The sequence below is a fragment of the Actinoplanes regularis genome (assembly GCF_900188005.1).
GTDB classification, from domain to species: Bacteria; Actinomycetota; Actinomycetes; order Mycobacteriales; family Micromonosporaceae; genus Actinoplanes; species Actinoplanes regularis.
Genome location: NZ_FZNR01000021.1, coordinates 65,256 through 82,050, shown reverse-complemented (window position 1 = coordinate 82,050; position 16,795 = coordinate 65,256). Strand labels below are relative to the sequence as shown.

Here is a 16,795-nt window from a genome sequence, read left to right as displayed (position 1 = left end):
TATGAGCATGGGGACGCTTGACGACCACGAGGGGCCCTGGACCGAGGCGGACTGGCTTGCGCTCGGCGAGACGCACGAACGCGTCGAGCTGTTCGACGGAAGGCTCTTGGCGACCTCAGCCAACGACGACCACAACGAGATCATGGGCAACCTGCGGGATTCCCTGCGCCCCGCAGCACGGGCGGCGGGGCTGCGGGCACCCCTGGTACCCAACGTTCGGCTCAACAGCGAGCGGACCCTCATTCCCGACCTCGCCGTCAAGAGAAGCCCGATCTCGACGACCATCAGCACCGCCGATGAGGTGGTTCTCGTCTGCGAGATCACCTCGCCGAGCAACGCCGCGAATGATCGGGTCAAAAAGATGTTGGCCTACGCCGAGGCAAACATCCCCTGGTACCTGCTCGTCGAGCCGGACTTCCCCGGATACGAGTCGGTGACGCTACGCCTGTTCCGCCTGCGCGGCGACGCTTACGCCGAGCACTCCGCAGCGAAGCAGGGCGAGACGCTCACCTCTGAGATGCCGTTCCCCTTTTCGATCGGCACGGAGGAACTGGTCGACTACTGATCAGGCCTTGGCCGGGACGAAGCTGAGGAAGACCGTCTCCAGGACGTCCTTGCGGTACTTCTCCCAGTCCGAGTCGGGGGTCTGGAACCAGAGACCGTAGGCGTGATGCGCTGACGTGACGACGCCGCGATTGTTCACGTGCTGGCGGGTGCCGCCGCCGTTGAAGGTGAACTCCCAGTCGGCGGCCTTCTTGAAGTAGTCGACCGACTCGATCTTGATTCTGCGGTAGCCCGGGAAATCGCCGCCCCGCACCCGCGACTTCGACTGGGACTCCCAGTCCGCGACCGGGTTCGACTTCGGTTTCGTGGTCTGATCGATGCCCAGAACGTGGCCCTTGCCGTCCCGGAAGTACTGCATCGTCCCCCGCTTCTTCTGCGGGCTCCAGCCGTCGGGCAGGTACACCGAGAAGCCGGTGTCGTCCGTCCACACGGACCACCCGGCCGGCAGCGGCGGTCGCTTGCTCGCCGTGCTCCGGCTCGGATTCGAGGCCGGCGACGGCGGGACCGAAACGCTCGTCGGCTTCGAGCCGCCGGCCGTCGCGGCCGGGGCCGTCGTCGCGGCGACGTCCGCCGCGCTCCCCGACGGCGAGCGGTTCACCACGAAGGCCGCCAGGCCGCCGAGGAGCGCCACGACGGCCGCGGCGAGGGCGATCAGCCGGGTCCGCCGCGCCTCCGGTACGCCCGGGAACCGCGGCCGGATCGCGTCGTCGGCCGGGATCCGCGGCTTCGGAACCGTCACCGGGCGTGCGGCGGAGCCGTCGAGCGCGGCGACGGTCTGCCGCAGCAGCCGTTCGGCCTCCTCCGCCTCCATCCGCTGCGCCGGATCCTTGCGCAGCAGCCCATCCAGCACCGGACGGAGCGGCCCGGCGTGCCGCGGCGGATCCGGCTCCTCGGTGGCCAGCGCGGCCAGGGTCGCCATCGTCGACGTCCGCTGGAACGGCGACTGGCCCTCGACGGCGGCATACAGGGTCGCGCCCAGCCCCCACAGGTCGGCGGGCGTGCCGCTGGTGCCGAACCGGGCCCGCTCCGGCGCCATGTACGGCGGCGAGCCGACCAGCGCGTCGGACTTGCTGGTCAGGATGTCGTCGTCGAGCGCGGCGATGCCGAAGTCGGTGAGCAGCACCCGGCCGTCGTGGGCGAGCAGCACGTTCGCCGGTTTGACATCACGATGCTGGACGCCGGCACGGTGCGCGGCCCGCAGGGCGGCGAGCAGGTCCAGGCCGATCCGGGCCACCCGGTACGCGTCGAGCGGGCCGTCCTCGGCGATCACCTGACGCAGCGAGCGGGACGGGACGTACTCCATGACGATCCAGGTGCGGTCCTCGAGGGAGAGCACGTCGTACACCTGAACGACGTTGGGATGACTCAACCGCGCCGCCGCCCGCGCCTCCCGCAGCGAGCGCCGCACCGCCGCGTCGCCCTCGGCCAACTCCTCCGGCAGGTCGATCCGCTTGACCGCGACCTCGCGCTCCAGGGTGTCGTCGTCGGCCCGCCAGACCTGGCCCATCCCGCCGCGACCGAGGTGCTCACCGAGCCGGTAGCGGCCGGCGAGCGGGGACGGCGCGTCAGGCATGCCGTTCGATGTACCCACCTCGACGGCTCCCGCAACGTCGGCCGTCTCCGAGCTATGCGGAGCCGGCGGATCTGCCTGGGAGTTCATGTGCGCGAGCCTGCCGTCCTACGCCGTCGGGAATGGCGCCGGCCCATCCTCGCACCGAGGTGCCGACGGGACCGACACGCCTCTGGTGCCCCTCCGGCTCGGCTCTCCTGACCTGCCGGCTCGGGCCTCCTGGGAGCCGATCAGCGGGAGCGGCGGAGTAGGGCGACGCCGGCGGCGGCCATGATCAGGGCGACGCCGAGCAGAGCGTACTCCTCGGGGTGGGCGGCGACCCGGCGCCGCGCCGAACCGATCGCCCGGGTGGCGCGTTCCGCGGCGTCCGCCGCTCCGCAGGCCATCCTCGTGCTGGTCTGCGCCGTCGCTTCGGCGATGTGGCCGGTGCTGTGGGTCTCCGAACGCCCGGTTCGCGGCGGTGCGGCGGCGCCCTTCGGGCCGGTGCCGCTCCGGCCGCCCGGAGCGGTGCTGCCCCGGGCGGTGCCGCTCGGTGCCTTGCCCGCCGGGCCGCCGCCGGGGGCCTTCCCGCCGGGTCCGGGCGTCGGCGTGCCGGGCCGGGCCGGCGACTCGCCGCTGGCGCTCACCGGTTCCTCCCGTTGCGGGCCGCCGCGACGAACGCGTCGACGTCCTGGCGCCCACTGGCCAGGGCCTGCTCGGGCATCGGCGGCACGGCCTGTCTGACCTGTCGCCGCCCGGCCAGCGCGGCCCCTCCGGCGACGGCGAGCAGCGCGCCCGCCACGATCAGCGCCGCCGCCCACACCGGCAGGACCAGGGCCAGCGCCGCGCCCGCGGTGACGAGGAGCGCGCCCAGGCCGTACATCCCGAGGACGCCGGCCGCGCTCAGCATCCCGGCACCCTTCCCGGCTCTCCTGCCCTTCGCCATCAGCTCCATCCGGGCGAGCGTCAGCTCGTCCCGCACCAGGGTCGTCACCTGCTCGCTGAGGCGGCTGACCAGTGCCGCGGTAGAGGCCTGATCACCTCGTCCGTCCGTGTCCACCGTCGCCCCCTGTCGTCCGCACCGGTTCCAGAGGCTTGACGTACCCGCCCCGACTCGGCCTAATCACCTCGGCGGCCGCCAGCAACGCGGGTGAATCGAACGTGCAGATGAAACGTCTCATCCGTCGCGAGACGCGACTCTTGACCACTTCCTAACGCGCCCGTAACCTGAGTCACACCAAAGACAAAAACGTTTCAAGTCGCTGGAGGCACTGATGCGTTCCCGGCTGGCCCTTGTCATAGCAGTCGCCACCACCGCCGCCCTGGCGGTCTCCGGTTGTACCAAGAAGAACGACGACTCCGCGAGCGGCAGCGGCGACAAGAAGACCTACAAGGTCGCCTTCGTCCCGAAGCTGCAGGGTGTCCCCTACTTCGAGGCGATGAACGCCGGCGGCAAGGCCGCCGCCGCGGCGCTCGGCAACGTCGAGTGGCTCTACCAGGGGCCGACCCAGGCCGACGCCGCCGCGCAGGCCGACATCGTCCGCTCCTACATCCAGCAGAAGGTCGACGCCCTGATCGTCGCCCCGAACGATCCCGACTCCATGGCGCCACTGCTGCAGCAGGCCAAGGACGCCGGCATCCACGTCGCCACCGCCGACACGGACGCGCCGACCAGTGTCCGCGAGGTCTTCGTCAACCAGGCCACCGCCGAGGGGATCGGCCAGGGCCTGACCGACTCGCTGCTCAAGGCGATGGGCGGCAAGGGCAAGTACGCGATCGTCTCCTGCGGCCAGACCGCGGAGAACCTGAACTCGTGGATCAAGGTCCAGCAGGCGTACACCAAGGAGAAGTACCCGGACACCACCATCGTGGACGTCGTCTACGCCGGTGAGGACCAGGCGAAGGCCACCCAGATGGCGACCGACCTGATGAACGCCCATCCGGACCTGACCGGCCTGGTCGGCGAGTGCACCTCGTCCGCGCCGGGTGTGGCGCAGGCGGTCAAGGACGCCGGGAAGATCGGCAAGGTCTTCACCGTCGGCCTGGGCACTCCGCAGGCGATGAAGCCGTACCTGACCGACAAGTCGTCGAGCGCGGCGATCCTCTGGGACGTGGAGAACCTGGGCTACCTGACCGCCTGGGCCGGCGCGCAGATCGCCGAGGGCAAGCAGTTCCAGGCGACCAACAAGGTCAGCGACAAGCTGAACGGGATCACCTACGACGCGTCGAGCAAGATGCTGCTGCTCGGACCGGCGCTGCAGATCACCGACCAGAACGTCGACCAGTTCAACTACTGATGACCGAGCAGACCCAGACGCCCAGGCTGCGCCTGGCCGGGATCGCCAAGCGGTTCGGCGCGGTGCGGGCGATCCAAGAAGCCGATCTGACGGTACGGGCGGGCCGGGTGCACGCCCTCGTCGGGGAGAACGGCGCCGGCAAGTCGACGATGATCAAGATCGTGTCGGGGGCGGAGACCGCCGACACGGGCACGATCGAGTTCGACGGCGTGCCGGCCCGGATCGGCGGCACGACCGACGCGATCGCGCTCGGGATCGCCACGGTCTACCAGGAGCCGCAGCTCTTCGCCGAGCTCACGGTCGCGGAGAACATCTTCCTCGGCCGGGAGCTCAAGAAGACCGGCCGGGTCGACTGGGCGGAGCAGAACAGACGGGTGGTCGAGCTGCTGGAGCGGCTCGGCCTCCCGGCCCGCTACGCCACCGTCACCGTCGGCACCCTCTCGGTCGCCGAGCAGCAGCAGGTCTCGATCGCGAAGGCGCTGGCCGCGGAGGCGAGCGTGCTGATCCTCGACGAGCCCTCGGCGATCCTCACCGACGCCGAGATCGAGGTGCTCTTCGACGTGGTCCGGCGGCTCACCGCGGACGGCGTGGCGGTCGTCTACATCTCGCACCGGCTCGACGAGCTGTTCCGGATCGCGGACGAGGTGACCGTGATGCGGGACGGGCGCACGATCGGGACGTACCCGATCAGTGAGCTGACCGTGCGCCAGATCGCCCACCTGATGGTCGGCGAGGAGCTCTCCGACGCCCGGCCACACCGGCGGGTCCCGGACGGGCCGACCGTGCTGGAGCTGTGCGGCCTGGCCCGCGAGGGCCGCTTCCACGACGTCGACGTCCGGGTCGGGAAGGGCGAGATCGTCGCGCTGTACGGCCTGGTCGGCTCCGGCGTCTCGGAGATCGCCGCCGCGGTCTACGGCATCGATCGGATCACCGGCGGCGAGGTGCACATTGACGGGAAGCGGGTCACGCCGCGCTCCCCCGCGCACGCGCGGCACCTGGGCATCGCCCTGCTGCCGGCGAACCGCAAGGTCGAGGGGATGTTCGGCTTCCAGTCGATCGCGTTCAACATCTCCGCCGGGCAGCTGCGGCTGCTGTCCCGGTTCGGCACGTTCCTGGACCGCGCCCGGGAGAAGGCGGTCGCGGTCGACCTGATCCGCCGGCTGGCGGTGAAGACGCCCAGTGAGCGGCAGCCGATCAACGCGATGTCCGGTGGCAACGCGCAGAAGGTGGTGCTGGCCCGGCAGCTCGTGGAGCGGCCGAAAGTGCTGATCCTGGCCGAACCGACGCAGGGTGTCGACGTGGGTGCCAAGGAGGAGATCCACCGATTGATCACGGAGCTGGCCGAGGAGGGCACGGCGGTGCTGGTGGTGACGTCGGATCTGCCGGAGGCGCTGCGGATCGCGGACCGCATCCAGGTGGTCCGGGGCGGCACCACGACCGAGGAGTTCGGACCGGACGCCACCCAGGTCGACCTGCTGGCGGCCGCTGCGGGAGGGACGGCATGAGCGAGCTTGCGAGCGAATCAGCTGGCTCAGTTTTGGGCTCATGCCGACGCCGGAGCGCAGCGGAGGTGGCGGCATGAGCGTGGGGACGGGCGCTCTCGGCCGGCGGCGAGTGTTACCGGCGCCGGTGACCGGTCAGGAGTTCGTACTGGTCGGCGTGATCGCGCTGCTCTGGGTGGCGCTGGCGGTGAGCACGCCGGCGTTCCTGACCGCGGGGTCGATCCAGCCGCTGCTGGTGGCGACGGCGCCGGTCGCGCTGGTCGGCGTGGGCATGACCATCGTGATCGTCACGGGCGGCATCGACGTGTCGGTCGGTGGCGCCATCATGGTGTGCTCGGTGCTGACCGCGAAGGCGCTGGTCGAGGCGGAAGTGAACCTCGGTGTCGCGGTGCTGCTGTCGGTCGCCGTCGGGGGCGTGCTGGGGCTGGTCAACGGCGTGCTGATCGCCTACGGCCGGGTGCACGCGATCATCATCACGTTCGGCACCGCGAACCTGTTCATGTTCCTCGGCCTGCGGATCTTCGGTTCCGGCACGGTCAACGGGATCCCGGGCACGCTGGCCTTCTTCGGGCGCGGCCCCGACGGCCGTACCCTCGGCGTCCCGCACGCGTTCGGGATCACCGTGCTGATCACCGCGGCGGCCTGGTGGTACCTGCGGCACACGGCGGGCGGCCGGCACTTCTTCGCGATCGGCGGCGACGCGCAGGCGGCCCGGCTGGCCGGCGTCCGGGTGCAGCGCCGCGTCCTGCTCGCCTACCTGATCACCGGGTTGCTCGTCGGGCTCGCCTCGTGCTTCGTCATCGCGCAGGGCACGTCCACGCTCGACCAGTCGGTCGGCTCCGGCAAGGAGCTGGCGGTGATCGCGGCCGTGGTCATCGGCGGCACGTCGATCATGGGCGGCCGCGGCTCGGTCCTCGGCACCCTGCTCGGCGCGTTGCTGGTGCAGTCCGTCGCCTCGGGCGTCACCCAGCTCGGCTGGCGCTCCCAGCTGTCCGACCTGTTCGTCGGTCTCTTCATCATCGTGGCGGTCGGTGCCGACCTGCTGCGTGCCCGGGCCAGGAGGAACCGATGACCACGGCCACCGCCGTCACCGCCGCGAGCACCGGGAACGCCGGCGCCCGGGTGCTGCGCGTGCTGCTCACCCAGCGGATCGCGCTGCTCGCGGTGCTGATCGTCGCCGTCGTGATCACGTTCTTCGTACAGGACGCGGGTGGCTATCTCACCGCCCCCTACGACTTCGACTACATGTCGGCATCGCTGATCAACGCGGTCCCGCTGGCCATGCTCGGCCTCGCGGAGCTGCTGGTGATCCTCTCCGGGCGGGGCGGCATCGACCTCTCGGTGGGCGCGATCGTCTCGCTCGCCGGCATGATCTTCGGATTCGCGTACGGCGAATGGGGCTGGCCGCTCTGGGCGGCGATCGTCCTGACCGCGCTCTTCGGGGCGCTGCTCGGCGCGGTCAACGGCTTTCTGGTGTCCTACATCGGCTTCCCGGCGCTGATCGCCACGCTGGCGACGTACTACGCGTACAAGTCGCTCGCCATCGTGATCAACAATCAGGAGCCGATCAGCACGCCGCCGATCCAGAAGCTCTTCTCGATCAGCGAGTCGGTGGAGCTGCCGCTGTTCGGGCAGTACGTCCCGGACGTACCGCTCGGGATCTTCACGTTCCTGCTGCCCACGGTCGTCGCGGTCTGGTTGCTGCTGGCACGCACCACGTACGGCCGCCGGCTCTACGCCATCGGCACCAACGACGTGGCGGCCCGCTGGTCGGGGCTGCCGGTACGGGACACCCGGTTCAAGGCGTACGTCTACGCGGGCGTGCTCTCCGGGCTCGTCGCCGTGGTCACGGTCGGTCAGTTCGCCTCCGCCCGCCCGGACGCCGGTGTCTCGGGCAACGGCATGGCGCTGCCCGCGATCACCATCGCCGTCCTCGGCGGCGTGGCGATCACCGGTGGCATCGGCCGGGTCTCCGGAGTCGTCCTCGCCACGCTGCTCATCGTCTGGCTGAACGCCGGCATCCTGCTCGCCTTCGTCGGCAACGAGGGCTCGCAGTACCAGTTGCTCGCCCTCGGCGCCGTGCTGGTCTTCGCCGCGCTGCTCAACGGACTCACCAACCGCCGATACGGAGGCACTGCATGAACCTGGACGGACTGGACGGCTTCACCGTCGAGGTGCCCAGCTGGGCGTACGGGAACTCGGGCACCCGGTTCAAGGTGTTCACCAGCCCGGGGGTGCCGCGGAACCCGTACGAGAAGATCGCCGACGCCGCGCAGGTCCACCGGCTCACCGGCCTCGCGCCGCGCGTCTCCCTGCACATCCCGTGGGACGCCGTCGACGACTGGGCCGACCTGCGGGCGCACGCCGAGAAGCTGGGCGTCCGGATCGGTGCGATCAACTCGAACCTGTTCCAGGACGACGACTACCGGCTCGGCTCGCTCTGCCACCCCGACCCGGTGGTCCGCGACAAGGCGGTCCGGCATCACCTGCGCTGCCTGGAGATCATGCGCGAGACCGGATCGACCGATCTCAAGATCTGGCTGCCGGACGGGCTGAACTATCCCGGACAGGACTCGCTGCGTGGGCGGCAGGACCGGCTCGGCGAGTCACTGCGGCGCGTCTACGACGAGCTCGGCGCGGACCAGCGGATCCTGCTGGAGTACAAGTTCTTCGAGCCGTACTTCTACACCATGGACATCCCGGACTGGGGCACCTCGCTGCTGCACTGCCTGGCCCTGGGCGAGCGGGCCACCGTCGTGCTGGACACCGGGCACCACGCGCCGGGCACCAACATCGAGTTCATCGTGATGCAGTTGCTGCGGCAGGGGCGGCTCGGCGCGTTCGACTTCAACTCGCGCTTCTACGCCGACGACGACCTGATCGTCGGGGCGGCCGACCCGTTCCAGCTGTTCCGGATCATGTCGGAGATCGTGGCGGGCGGCGCGCACCGCCCCGAGTCACGGGTCAACTTCATGCTGGACCAGTGCCACAACATCGAGGAGAAGCTCCCCGGGCAGATCCGGTCGGTGCTCAACGTCGAGCAGGCGCTGGCGAAGGCACTGCTGATCGACCAGTCGGCGCTCGCGACGGCGCAGCGCGACGGTGACGTGCTCGGGGCGAACGAGATCCTGATGGCGGCCTACGAGACGGACGTGCGCGGGGCGCTCGCGGACCGGCGGGAGGCGCGAGGGCTGCCGCGTGACCCGGTCGCCGCTTTCAAGGCCTCCGGGTACGCGGCGGCCGTGGCCACCGATCGGGTCGGCGGCACCCAGGCCGGCTGGGGCGCCTGATCGCGACGGCCCGCAGGCCACCTCCGGGCGGCATTCTTGCCGAAGCGGGCGTCCCCGTTCGGTGGAACCGAGCACGATAGGCGCATGCCGGAGGACGAGAAACGGCTCGCCGGCGTGCGGGCCAGAATCGAGTCGATCATCGACCCGGTGCCGACGCCGGCGCAGTCGGCCCTGGTGATGCGGCTGCTGCGGTCGTTCGCGACGAACACCCCGGCGGCTGTCGACGCGCTGCTGGACAGTCTCGACGACCCCGGTGAGCTCCGGGAACGGGCCCACACGCTGCGGGGGTCGGCCGACAACATCGGCGCCGGTGAGCTGGCCGCGGCCTGCGCGGCCCTGGAGGAGCAGGCCCGGGCCGGCACGATCGCCGACCCGGCGGGCTCGGCCGGCCGGATCCGGGCCGAGGCGGACGAGGCGCTGCGCGCGGTGCTGGCGCTCGCCGACGAGCTCGCTCGGAGGTGACCCGGCCGATCCGGTGCGCCGTGCGAGACGGCGGTGACCCGGCTGGTCCGGTGCGCCGTGCGAGACGGCGGTGACCCGGCTGGTTCTGGGCCCTGCGAGACGGCGGTGACCCGGCTGGTTCTGGGCCCTGTGAGACGGCGGTGATCTGGCGTCAGTGTGCCGCGGCGCTGCTCAGGTGCGCCAGGCGGGGCTGCGACGCCTCGCCTTCGGGGCACGGCGGCAACGCCACCCGCACCTGCTTGCCGCCGTGGTGGTCGTGCACCGTCCAGTTCTCGGCGAGCGCCTCGATCAGCACCAGGCCGCGGCCGCCCACCTCGTCCGGGTCACGGCGCCGCGGCACCACCGAGGAGCCGTCGGCGACCGAGACCACCACCCGGCCGTCGTCCGCTTCGACGTTCAGGGCGACGCAGCCACCGCCGTGCCGGACCGCGTTGGTGACCAGTTCGCTGACCACCACGGCGGCGCCGTCCAGCCAGTCCTGGTCACGGAAACCCCAGCCGCCCAGGACCGCGACGACCGCGCGGCGGGCCGCGCCGGGCGCGCCGAAGTGCAGTGGTACGTCGAGATGGGCGGTCAACGCGCTCACGCGGCGCCTGCCAGCGGTTCGCGCTCCTGGTCCTGGCACCGGTCCGCGCGTTCGCGGGCCGGTGCGGCGTGGTGCCGCTCGGTGCAGTCCGTCATGCCGTATCCCGGGGAGTCGCTGAATTCGGGCGGAACAGTACCCGCGGTGAACCAACCGCGAAACCTGAAAGACCCGATTGTCAATTATGGCTGTTTCATGCAGTTGTGTCGCGTTGTGCCGCCTCGCGGGACTTGGCCCGAGAGGGCTGGCTACGGGGCCCCATCGGTCGTACCCGGAAGGGGGTTGAGGTTTTTCTGGTTTTGCGAAGCGGTCAGGACCGGCGGGGTCAGCCGTGGCCGAGGAGTTTGGTGGCGAGAACGGCGGCCTGGGTGCGGCGCTCGAGGCCGAGCTTGGCCAGCAGGCTGGAGACGTAGTTCTTCACCGTCTTCTCGGCCAGGAACATCCGGCTGGCGATCTCCCGGTTGGTCAGGCCCTCGGCGACGAACTCCAGGATGCGACGCTCCTGGTCGGTGAGGCCGGCCAGCTCGCGGGGCTGCTCGACGCCGTTGCGGATGCGCTCCAGGACCCGCTGGGTGACCGCCGGGTCGAGCAGGGACTGGCCGGCGGCGACCCGCCGGACCGCGTCGACCAGGTCGGTGCCGCGGATCTGCTTCAGCACATAGCCCGAGGCACCGGCCATGATTGCCGCGAAAAGCGCCTCGTCGTCCTCGTACGACGTCAGGATCAGCCCCTTGATCGTCGAGTCCATCGCCCGCACGTCCCGGCACACGTCGATGCCGTTGCCGTCGGGCAGCCGCGCGTCCAGCACCGCGACGTCCGGCCGCAGCGCCGGGATGCGCGCCGCCGCCTCGCGGGCGGAGCCTGACTCGCCCACCACCTCGATGTCCCCGGCCGTCTGAAGCAGGTCGACCAGCCCACGGCGGACGACCTCGTGGTCGTCGAGGAGAAACACTCGGATCATGTCTTCTATCTAACCCCGTCCGGCCCGGACAGACAGGGCCATAAGTCCCGGGTCAAGCGGGACCACACCGGTTAGCCTCAGGCCGTGGCCGAAGGAACGACGCCCTCGCTGGGGCTCAGCCCGCTCTCCCGGGTCCGGCTCGACGAGTTGCTGCACGAGATGCTCGACCGGGTCGGCGACGTGGTGACCAGCCGCGAGCGCCTGCGCGCGCTGCTCGACGCGGTCGTCGGCATCAGCACCGACCTCGACCTGCGCAGCACCCTGCAGCGCATCGTCGAGGCGGCCTGCGCCCTGGTCGGCGCGAGGTACGGCGCGCTCGGCGTGCTCGCCCCCGACCACCAGAGTCTCTCCGACTTCGTCACGCACGGCATCGACCCGGCGGCGCACGCGCGGATCGGCGACCTGCCGCACGGGCGCGGCGTGCTCGGCGTGCTGATCACCGAGCCCAAGCCGGTGCGACTGCCGAACATTCGCAAACATCCCGATTCGTACGGTTTTCCGCCCCACCACCCGCCGATGCACAGCTTCCTCGGCGTCCCGGTCCGCACCCGTGACCAGGTCTTCGGCAACCTCTACCTGGCCGAGAAGCAGGGCGCCACGGAGTTCAGCGAGGACGACGAGGAGATCGTGGTGGCGCTGGCCGCCGCGGCCGGCGTGGCGATCGACAACGCCCGCCTCTACGAGCTGGCCCAGCGGCGGGAACGCTGGCTGGCCGCGGCCGCCGAGATCACCGCCGCGCTGCTCGGCAGCGTGCACCACACCGAGGCGCTGCGGCTGATCGCCCGGCGGGCGCGCGAGGTGGCCGACGCCGAGCTGGTGCTGGTGCTGCTGCACGAGGAGGAGAACGCCCGGTACCGGATCGAGGTGGCCGACGGCGCCGACCCGGCGTGCGCCGCCCTGACCGGGCAGGTGCTGCCGGCGGACAGCCCGGTGGTGCGGGACTTCGGCACCGACCGGTACCGGCTGCTGGACGACCTGGGCTCCGCCGCCGAGTGGCCCGGCCCGGTCCCGCCCGGCCCGGCCCTCGCCGCGCCGCTGACCGGGTCGGACAGCCAGCACGGCGTGCTGATCGTCGCCCAGTCGAGCGCCGCCGACCACGCGGTGCCGCTCTCCACCTTCGCCGGCCAGGCCGCCCTGGCCCTGGAGCGGACCCGCGCCCAGCAGGAGCGCGAGCTGCTCGTGGTGCTGGAGGACCGCGAGCGGATCGCCCGGGACCTGCACGACGTGGTGATCCAGCGGCTCTTCGCCACCGGGATGCACCTGCAGGGCGCCGTCGGCCCGGGGATGCGCCCGGAGGCGGCGAAGCGGATCAACGACGCGGTCGACGACCTGGACGCCACCATCCGGGACATCCGGCGGTCGATCTTCGAACTGCGCGCGCCGGTCGGGCCGTCGCTCCGGAACGACCTTCGCGACGCGGTCGCGGCGGCCGAGGAGGCGCTCGGCTTCCGCCCGGACCTCTCGACGTCCGGGCCGGTGGACAGCGCGGTGCCGGACGACGTCGTACCGGAGCTGATGGCCGTTCTCCGCGAGGCGCTCGCCAACGTCGCGCGTCACGCGCGGGCGAGCAGTGCCCGCGTGTCGGTCCGGGTCAGCGACGGTGAGCTGTTCCTTCAGGTACGCGACGACGGCATCGGCATCGATCCGGCGCTGGCCCGGGGCGGGGTGGTGAACATGAGCGAGCGGGCCGCCGACCTGGGCGGCGCGTTCGAGATCGGCCCCGCTCCGGAGGGCTCCGGCACCCTGCTCACGTGGCGGGTCCCGCTTACCTCGTAAGGGGACTTTCGGCCCTGCCGACGTGAGCCGAAGCGGTGAATCGTGGATGTTGTGAACGGCTACGACGAGTCAGACCTGCGGCGCGCAGCGTCAGCCGGTCTCCAAGCGCCCTCGATGCACAACACCCAGCCCTGGCTGTTCCGGCTCCGCGACGGAGCCATCGAAGTGCTGGCCGATCCGGGCCGCCGGCTCACCGTCGCGGACGGCGGCGGGTGGGCGCAGCGTCTGGCCGTCGGGGCGGCCACCTTCAACGCCCGGCTGGCGCTCGCCTGGACCGGCACCCCCGCCGAGGTGGTGCTGCTGCCCGACCCGGCCGAGCCCGACCTGATCGCCCGCCTCACTCCCGGGCACACGCGACCACCGACGTACACGGAGCGTGACCTGTACGCCGCGATCGAGCGCCGGCACAGCAACCGGCAGCCGTTCCTGCCCGACCCGGTGCCGGCCGACGCCCGGATCCGGCTGATCGAGGCGGCGGGCGCCGAGCACGCCTGGCTGGAACTGCTGGTCGGGATGACCGCGCTGACCGGATTCTCGGAGATCGCGCACAGCGCCGACCGGGTGCTTCGCCGCGACGAGCGGTACCAGGCCGAGATGATCACCTGGAGCGACACCGAGGAGGCGCCGGACGGGATTCCGGCCTACGCCGGCGCCGGCGCCGCCGCGCACCAGGACCTGCTCCCGCAGCGCGCGTTCACCGACCACCCCCGCCCACGGGGCCGGGACTACGAACCGGAGCCGCTGGTCGGCATCCTGGGCACGGTCGGCGACCGGCGGCTCGATCAGGTGCAGGCCGGGCAGGCGCTCCAGCGGGTGCTGCTGACCGTCACCGACGCCGGGCTGGCCTGTTCGATGATCTCCCAGCCGATCGAGGTGCCGGCCGCGCGGGATCAGTTGCGGCGGGCGCTGGGGCGGACCGGGTTCCCGCAGATCGCGCTCCGGATCGGGTACGGACACCCGGGTCTGCGGGCGCCGCGGCGGCCGGTCGAGGAGGTGCTCGGCTGAGGTCCCGCCCGGCGTTCCACGGGCGCTCGGGCCGCTGCACGGTGAAGATCGTCACTCGTCTAGTTGCCAAGGATGTGCAATAGCTGGGTCCGGCTTATAGGCTGGCGCCCGTGGGGAATCCGGCCCCGCGAGGGGAGGCGCCATGGACGCGCAAGCGATGCACATCGCGAACGGAATCGTCGACGGTCCGGTCTCCGCGATCTTCGTGGTCTTCGCGGTGGGCGTGCTGGCCGTCTGCGTCTCGCGGGCGCGAGCCGATCTCGACGACCGGCTGGCCCCGATGGCCGGCCTGGTCGCGGCGTTCATCTTCGCCGTGCAGATGCTCAATTTCCAGGTGCTGCCGGGCGTCTCCGGCCACCTGCTCGGCGGCACCCTCGCGGTCATCCTGGTCGGCCCGTGGGTCGGCGCGCTCTGCGTCTCCACCGTCTTGATCGTCCAGTGCCTGCTCTTCGCCGACGGCGGCCTGACCGCGATCGGCCTGAACATCACCAACATGGCGCTGCTCGGCACCGCCGCCGGCTATCTGCTGGTCGCGGGCCTGCTGCGGGTGCTGCCGAAGAACCCGGGCGGGCTCGGCGCGACCGCCTTCATCGCCTCGGTCGTCTCGGTCGTCGTCGCCTCGCAGGGCTTCGTCCTGGAGTACGCGCTCGGCGGCACCACCGCGCTGTCCCTGCCCTGGGTCTCCGGCACCCTGGCCGGCACCCACGCGCTGATCGGCATCGGTGAGGGCGTGATCGCCGCGACCACGGTCATGACCGTCGCCCGGGTCCGGCCCGACCTGGTCTACGCCCTCCGCCGGTTCCGCAAGCCGGTGGCGCTCGAGGAGGTTCCGGCATGAGGAAGCTCGGTTGGTTCCTGGCCGGTGGGCTGCTCGTCGCCCTGCTGCTGGCCGGGGTGGTCAGCAACTTCGCCTCCAGCAGCCCCGACGGCCTCGACGCGACCGCCCGCGAGGGCTGCGTGTTCAACGCCGACGACGAGATCACCGGCGGCACCTGCATGCTCCAGCAGGAGCGGGAACACCAGCTCAAGGACAGTCCCTTGGCCGACTACGGCATCAAGGGCATCCACAACACGTACCTCTCGACGGGTCTGGCCGGCGTCGCCGGCGTGCTGATCACCTTCGGCCTCGGCGCGGGCGGCTTCTGGCTGGTCCGCCGGCGCGAGCAGGGAGCCGCCTGAGATGGGGGCGGGACACGCTCACCCGCTCCACCTGGACCGCCTCAGCCCCGTGCACCGGCTGGCGGCCGAGGTCAAGATCGTGGCGGTGCTGCTCTTCACCATCGTGGTGGTGCTGACGCCGCCCACCGAGTTCGCCGCGTTCGGTGGCTACGCCCTGCTGCTCGTCCCGGTCGGGATCGCCGCGCGGGTGCCGCTGCTCTGGCTGCTCAAGCGGGCCACCATCGAGCTGCCGTTCGTCCTGCTCGCGGTCGCCCTGCCGTTCCTCGGCCACGGTACGCGGATCGAGTGGCTGGGCCTGTCGCTCTCGGTCGACGGGCTGCACGGCGCGTGGAACATCTTCGCCAAGGGCACCCTCGGCGTGCTCGCCTCACTGCTGCTCGCGGCGACCACGACGATGCGCGACCTGATCCTCGGGCTGGACCGGCTGCGCGTCCCGACGGTGTTCACCCAGATCGCCACGTTCATGCTGCGCTACATCGACGTCCTCGCCGGCGACGCGCGGCGGATGCGGATCGCGCGACTGTCCCGGGGGTACGACCCACGGTTCCTCTGGCAGGTGAAGGCGTTCGCGGTGGGGGTCGGGTCGCTCTTCCTGCGATCGTACGAACGGGGCGAGCGCGTTTACCTGGCGATGGTGTCGCGTGGCTACACCGGGCGTCTCCCCCGGTCGGCGGAGGGCCGGGCGCCCGCCCGCCAGTGGGCGGTGTCGGCGATGCTGCCGGTCGCGTCCGCGGGGATCGCCGTGGCCGCGGCGGTGCTGGCATGACCAGCCCAGTCCGCACTCTGCCCGCCGCCGACCCGTCTGCCTGGTGCGACCTACCATGATCAACGTGACTGACTCCGCTGGGCAGCCGCCCGCCCTGCACGTCGCGGGCCTGCGGTTCGCGTACCCGGACGGCCGGGAGGCTCTGCGCGGCGTCGACCTCACCCTCGCCCCCGGCGAGCGGGTCGCCCTGCTCGGCCCGAACGGCGCCGGCAAGACCACCCTGGTCCTGCACCTCAACGGCATCCTGCACGGCGGCGGTGGCCGGGTCGAGATCTCCGGCCTCCCGGTCATCCCCCGCGACCGGGCCGCGATCGCCGAGATCCGCCGCCGCGTCGGAATCGTCTTCCAGGACCCGGACGATCAACTCTTCATGCCGACGGTCGCCGAGGACGTCGCGTTCGGCCCGGCCAACCTCGGCCTTCGCGGCGCCGAGTTGGACGCCCGGGTCGACGAGGCCCTGGCGGCGGTCGGCATGTCCGAACACCGTGATCAGGTGCCGCACCACCTGTCGTTCGGGCAGCGGCGACGGGTCGCGGTGGCGACCGTCCTGGCGATGCGCCCGGAGATCCTGGTCCTCGACGAGCCGTCCTCCAACCTGGACCCGGCGAGCCGGAGGGAACTGGCCGAGATCCTCGAGACCCTGCCGGTGACGCTCCTGATGGTCACCCACGATCTGCCGTACGCCCTGGAGCTCTGCCCCCGCTCGGTGATCCTGGACGCGGGCCGCATCGCCGCCGACGGCGAGACCACATCGCTGCTGGCCGACCGCGACCTGATGCGCGGCCACCGCCTGGAACTCCCGTTCGGCTTCGACCCGATCGCCGCCGCCGCATCCCGCCACCCCTGACCAGAAAGGCGCCG

18 protein-coding genes are annotated in these 16,795 nt (G+C 71.6%); 13 read left to right on the top strand and 5 right to left on the bottom strand.

Annotated elements, in window-relative coordinates; translation table 11 throughout:
- Nucleotide 1 precedes the first annotated feature (1 nt).
- Entirely contained in the window at nt 2-565 is a 564-nt protein-coding gene (locus tag CHC09_RS36040) for a Uma2 family endonuclease (protein ID WP_239138741.1), read from the top strand.
- Here the strand turns inward: CHC09_RS36040 and CHC09_RS36035 are convergent, their stop codons facing one another.
- The 3 genes from CHC09_RS36035 to CHC09_RS36025 form a co-directional block, all read right to left on the bottom strand.
- Nucleotides 566-2,137 (bottom strand): serine/threonine-protein kinase, encoded by a 1,572-nt coding sequence (locus CHC09_RS36035; protein WP_089297759.1) that lies wholly within the window; start codon nt 2,135-2,137, stop codon nt 566-568. It abuts the gene before it with no gap.
- A 227-nt stretch (nt 2,138-2,364) separates the two neighbouring features.
- On the bottom strand, nt 2,365-2,760 hold the full coding sequence (locus tag CHC09_RS36030; RefSeq protein WP_089297758.1) for a hypothetical protein: 396 nt from the start codon (nt 2,758-2,760) through the stop codon (nt 2,365-2,367).
- On the bottom strand, nt 2,757-3,173 hold the full coding sequence (locus CHC09_RS36025; RefSeq protein ID WP_089297757.1) for a phage holin family protein: 417 nt from the start codon (nt 3,171-3,173) through the stop codon (nt 2,757-2,759). The genes CHC09_RS36030 and CHC09_RS36025 overlap by 4 nt, the downstream gene beginning before the upstream one ends.
- A gap of 214 nt (nt 3,174-3,387) precedes the next feature.
- Here CHC09_RS36025 and CHC09_RS36020 point away from each other — a divergent pair, with 214 nt between their 5' ends.
- The 6 genes from CHC09_RS36020 (at nt 3,388) to CHC09_RS48590 (ending at nt 9,664) form a co-directional block, all read left to right on the top strand.
- Nucleotides 3,388-4,410, top strand: coding sequence for an autoinducer 2 ABC transporter substrate-binding protein (locus CHC09_RS36020; RefSeq protein ID WP_089297756.1), 1,023 nt, complete (start codon nt 3,388-3,390; stop codon nt 4,408-4,410).
- Nucleotides 4,410-5,915: a sugar ABC transporter ATP-binding protein gene (locus CHC09_RS36015; RefSeq protein ID WP_089297755.1), complete on the top strand. Its 1,506-nt coding sequence runs from the start codon at nt 4,410-4,412 to the stop codon at nt 5,913-5,915. Before CHC09_RS36020 ends, CHC09_RS36015 begins: the two co-directional genes overlap by 1 nt.
- A gap of 73 nt (nt 5,916-5,988) precedes the next feature.
- Nucleotides 5,989-6,984 carry an ABC transporter permease gene (locus CHC09_RS36010; RefSeq protein ID WP_089297754.1) on the top strand — a complete coding sequence of 332 codons (996 nt, stop codon included), beginning with the start codon at nt 5,989-5,991 and terminating at the stop codon, nt 6,982-6,984.
- Nucleotides 6,981-8,054 (top strand): ABC transporter permease, encoded by a 1,074-nt coding sequence (locus CHC09_RS36005; protein ID WP_089297753.1) that lies wholly within the window; start codon nt 6,981-6,983, stop codon nt 8,052-8,054. Before CHC09_RS36010 ends, CHC09_RS36005 begins: the two co-directional genes overlap by 4 nt.
- Nucleotides 8,051-9,202, top strand: coding sequence for an L-rhamnose isomerase (gene rhaI, locus CHC09_RS36000; protein ID WP_089297752.1), 1,152 nt, complete (start codon nt 8,051-8,053; stop codon nt 9,200-9,202). The genes CHC09_RS36005 and rhaI overlap by 4 nt, the downstream gene beginning before the upstream one ends.
- 84 nt (nt 9,203-9,286) lie before the next feature.
- A complete protein-coding gene (locus tag CHC09_RS48590) occupies nt 9,287-9,664 on the top strand; it encodes an Hpt domain-containing protein (protein WP_089297751.1) in 378 nt (125 codons plus the stop codon).
- A gap of 151 nt (nt 9,665-9,815) precedes the next feature.
- On the opposite strand, the gene CHC09_RS35990 is transcribed toward CHC09_RS48590, so the two are convergent.
- Both CHC09_RS35990 and CHC09_RS35985 read right to left on the bottom strand, forming a co-directional pair.
- Nucleotides 9,816-10,250 carry an ATP-binding protein gene (locus CHC09_RS35990; RefSeq protein ID WP_089297750.1) on the bottom strand — a complete coding sequence of 145 codons (435 nt, stop codon included), beginning with the start codon at nt 10,248-10,250 and terminating at the stop codon, nt 9,816-9,818.
- A gap of 322 nt (nt 10,251-10,572) precedes the next feature.
- The gene (locus tag CHC09_RS35985; protein WP_089297749.1) at nt 10,573-11,208 is read right to left on the bottom strand and encodes a response regulator; all 636 of its coding nucleotides are present in this window, start codon (nt 11,206-11,208) and stop codon (nt 10,573-10,575) included.
- Nucleotides 11,209-11,367: 159 nt separating this feature from the next.
- On the opposite strand from CHC09_RS35985, the gene CHC09_RS35980 reads away from it, so the two are divergent.
- The 6 genes from CHC09_RS35980 (at nt 11,368) to CHC09_RS35955 (ending at nt 16,781) form a co-directional block, all read left to right on the top strand.
- On the top strand, nt 11,368-12,984 hold the full coding sequence (locus tag CHC09_RS35980; RefSeq protein WP_089297804.1) for a sensor histidine kinase: 1,617 nt from the start codon (nt 11,368-11,370) through the stop codon (nt 12,982-12,984).
- Between the two features lie 51 nt (nt 12,985-13,035).
- Nucleotides 13,036-13,989, top strand: a complete 954-nt coding sequence (locus CHC09_RS35975) for an Acg family FMN-binding oxidoreductase (RefSeq protein ID WP_089297748.1) — start codon at nt 13,036-13,038, stop codon at nt 13,987-13,989.
- Between the two features lie 142 nt (nt 13,990-14,131).
- Entirely contained in the window at nt 14,132-14,827 is a 696-nt protein-coding gene (locus tag CHC09_RS35970) for an energy-coupling factor ABC transporter permease (protein ID WP_089297747.1), read from the top strand.
- The gene (locus CHC09_RS35965; RefSeq protein ID WP_089297746.1) at nt 14,824-15,168 is read left to right on the top strand and encodes a PDGLE domain-containing protein; all 345 of its coding nucleotides are present in this window, start codon (nt 14,824-14,826) and stop codon (nt 15,166-15,168) included. Before CHC09_RS35970 ends, CHC09_RS35965 begins: the two co-directional genes overlap by 4 nt.
- 1 nt (nt 15,169) lies before the next feature.
- Nucleotides 15,170-15,934: a cobalt ECF transporter T component CbiQ gene (cbiQ, locus tag CHC09_RS35960; RefSeq protein ID WP_089297745.1), complete on the top strand. Its 765-nt coding sequence runs from the start codon at nt 15,170-15,172 to the stop codon at nt 15,932-15,934.
- A gap of 64 nt (nt 15,935-15,998) precedes the next feature.
- Nucleotides 15,999-16,781 (top strand): energy-coupling factor ABC transporter ATP-binding protein, encoded by a 783-nt coding sequence (locus tag CHC09_RS35955; RefSeq protein WP_239138740.1) that lies wholly within the window; start codon nt 15,999-16,001, stop codon nt 16,779-16,781.
- The last annotated feature ends 14 nt before the right edge of the window (nt 16,782-16,795 follow it).

Bases quoted from the DNA above. Each gene is read 5' to 3' on its own strand.
- CHC09_RS36035 (WP_089297759.1), bottom strand. From the start codon at position 2,137: ATGCCTGACGCGCCGTCCCCGCTCGCCGGCCGCTACCGGCTCGGTGAG.
- CHC09_RS36015 (WP_089297755.1), top strand. From the start codon at position 4,410: ATGACCGAGCAGACCCAGACGCCCAGGCTGCGCCTGGCCGGGATCGCC.
- cbiQ (WP_089297745.1), top strand. From the start codon at position 15,170: ATGGGGGCGGGACACGCTCACCCGCTCCACCTGGACCGCCTCAGCCCC.
- CHC09_RS36040 (WP_239138741.1), top strand. From the start codon at position 2: ATGAGCATGGGGACGCTTGACGACCACGAGGGGCCCTGGACCGAGGCG.
- CHC09_RS35980 (WP_089297804.1), top strand. From the start codon at position 11,368: ATGCTCGACCGGGTCGGCGACGTGGTGACCAGCCGCGAGCGCCTGCGC.
- CHC09_RS36005 (WP_089297753.1), top strand. From the start codon at position 6,981: ATGACCACGGCCACCGCCGTCACCGCCGCGAGCACCGGGAACGCCGGC.
- CHC09_RS35965 (WP_089297746.1), top strand. From the start codon at position 14,824: ATGAGGAAGCTCGGTTGGTTCCTGGCCGGTGGGCTGCTCGTCGCCCTG.
- CHC09_RS35985 (WP_089297749.1), bottom strand. From the start codon at position 11,208: ATGATCCGAGTGTTTCTCCTCGACGACCACGAGGTCGTCCGCCGTGGG.
- CHC09_RS36010 (WP_089297754.1), top strand. From the start codon at position 5,989: ATGAGCGTGGGGACGGGCGCTCTCGGCCGGCGGCGAGTGTTACCGGCG.
- rhaI (WP_089297752.1), top strand. From the start codon at position 8,051: ATGAACCTGGACGGACTGGACGGCTTCACCGTCGAGGTGCCCAGCTGG.
- CHC09_RS36020 (WP_089297756.1), top strand. From the start codon at position 3,388: ATGCGTTCCCGGCTGGCCCTTGTCATAGCAGTCGCCACCACCGCCGCC.
- CHC09_RS48590 (WP_089297751.1), top strand. From the start codon at position 9,287: ATGCCGGAGGACGAGAAACGGCTCGCCGGCGTGCGGGCCAGAATCGAG.
- CHC09_RS35970 (WP_089297747.1), top strand. From the start codon at position 14,132: ATGGACGCGCAAGCGATGCACATCGCGAACGGAATCGTCGACGGTCCG.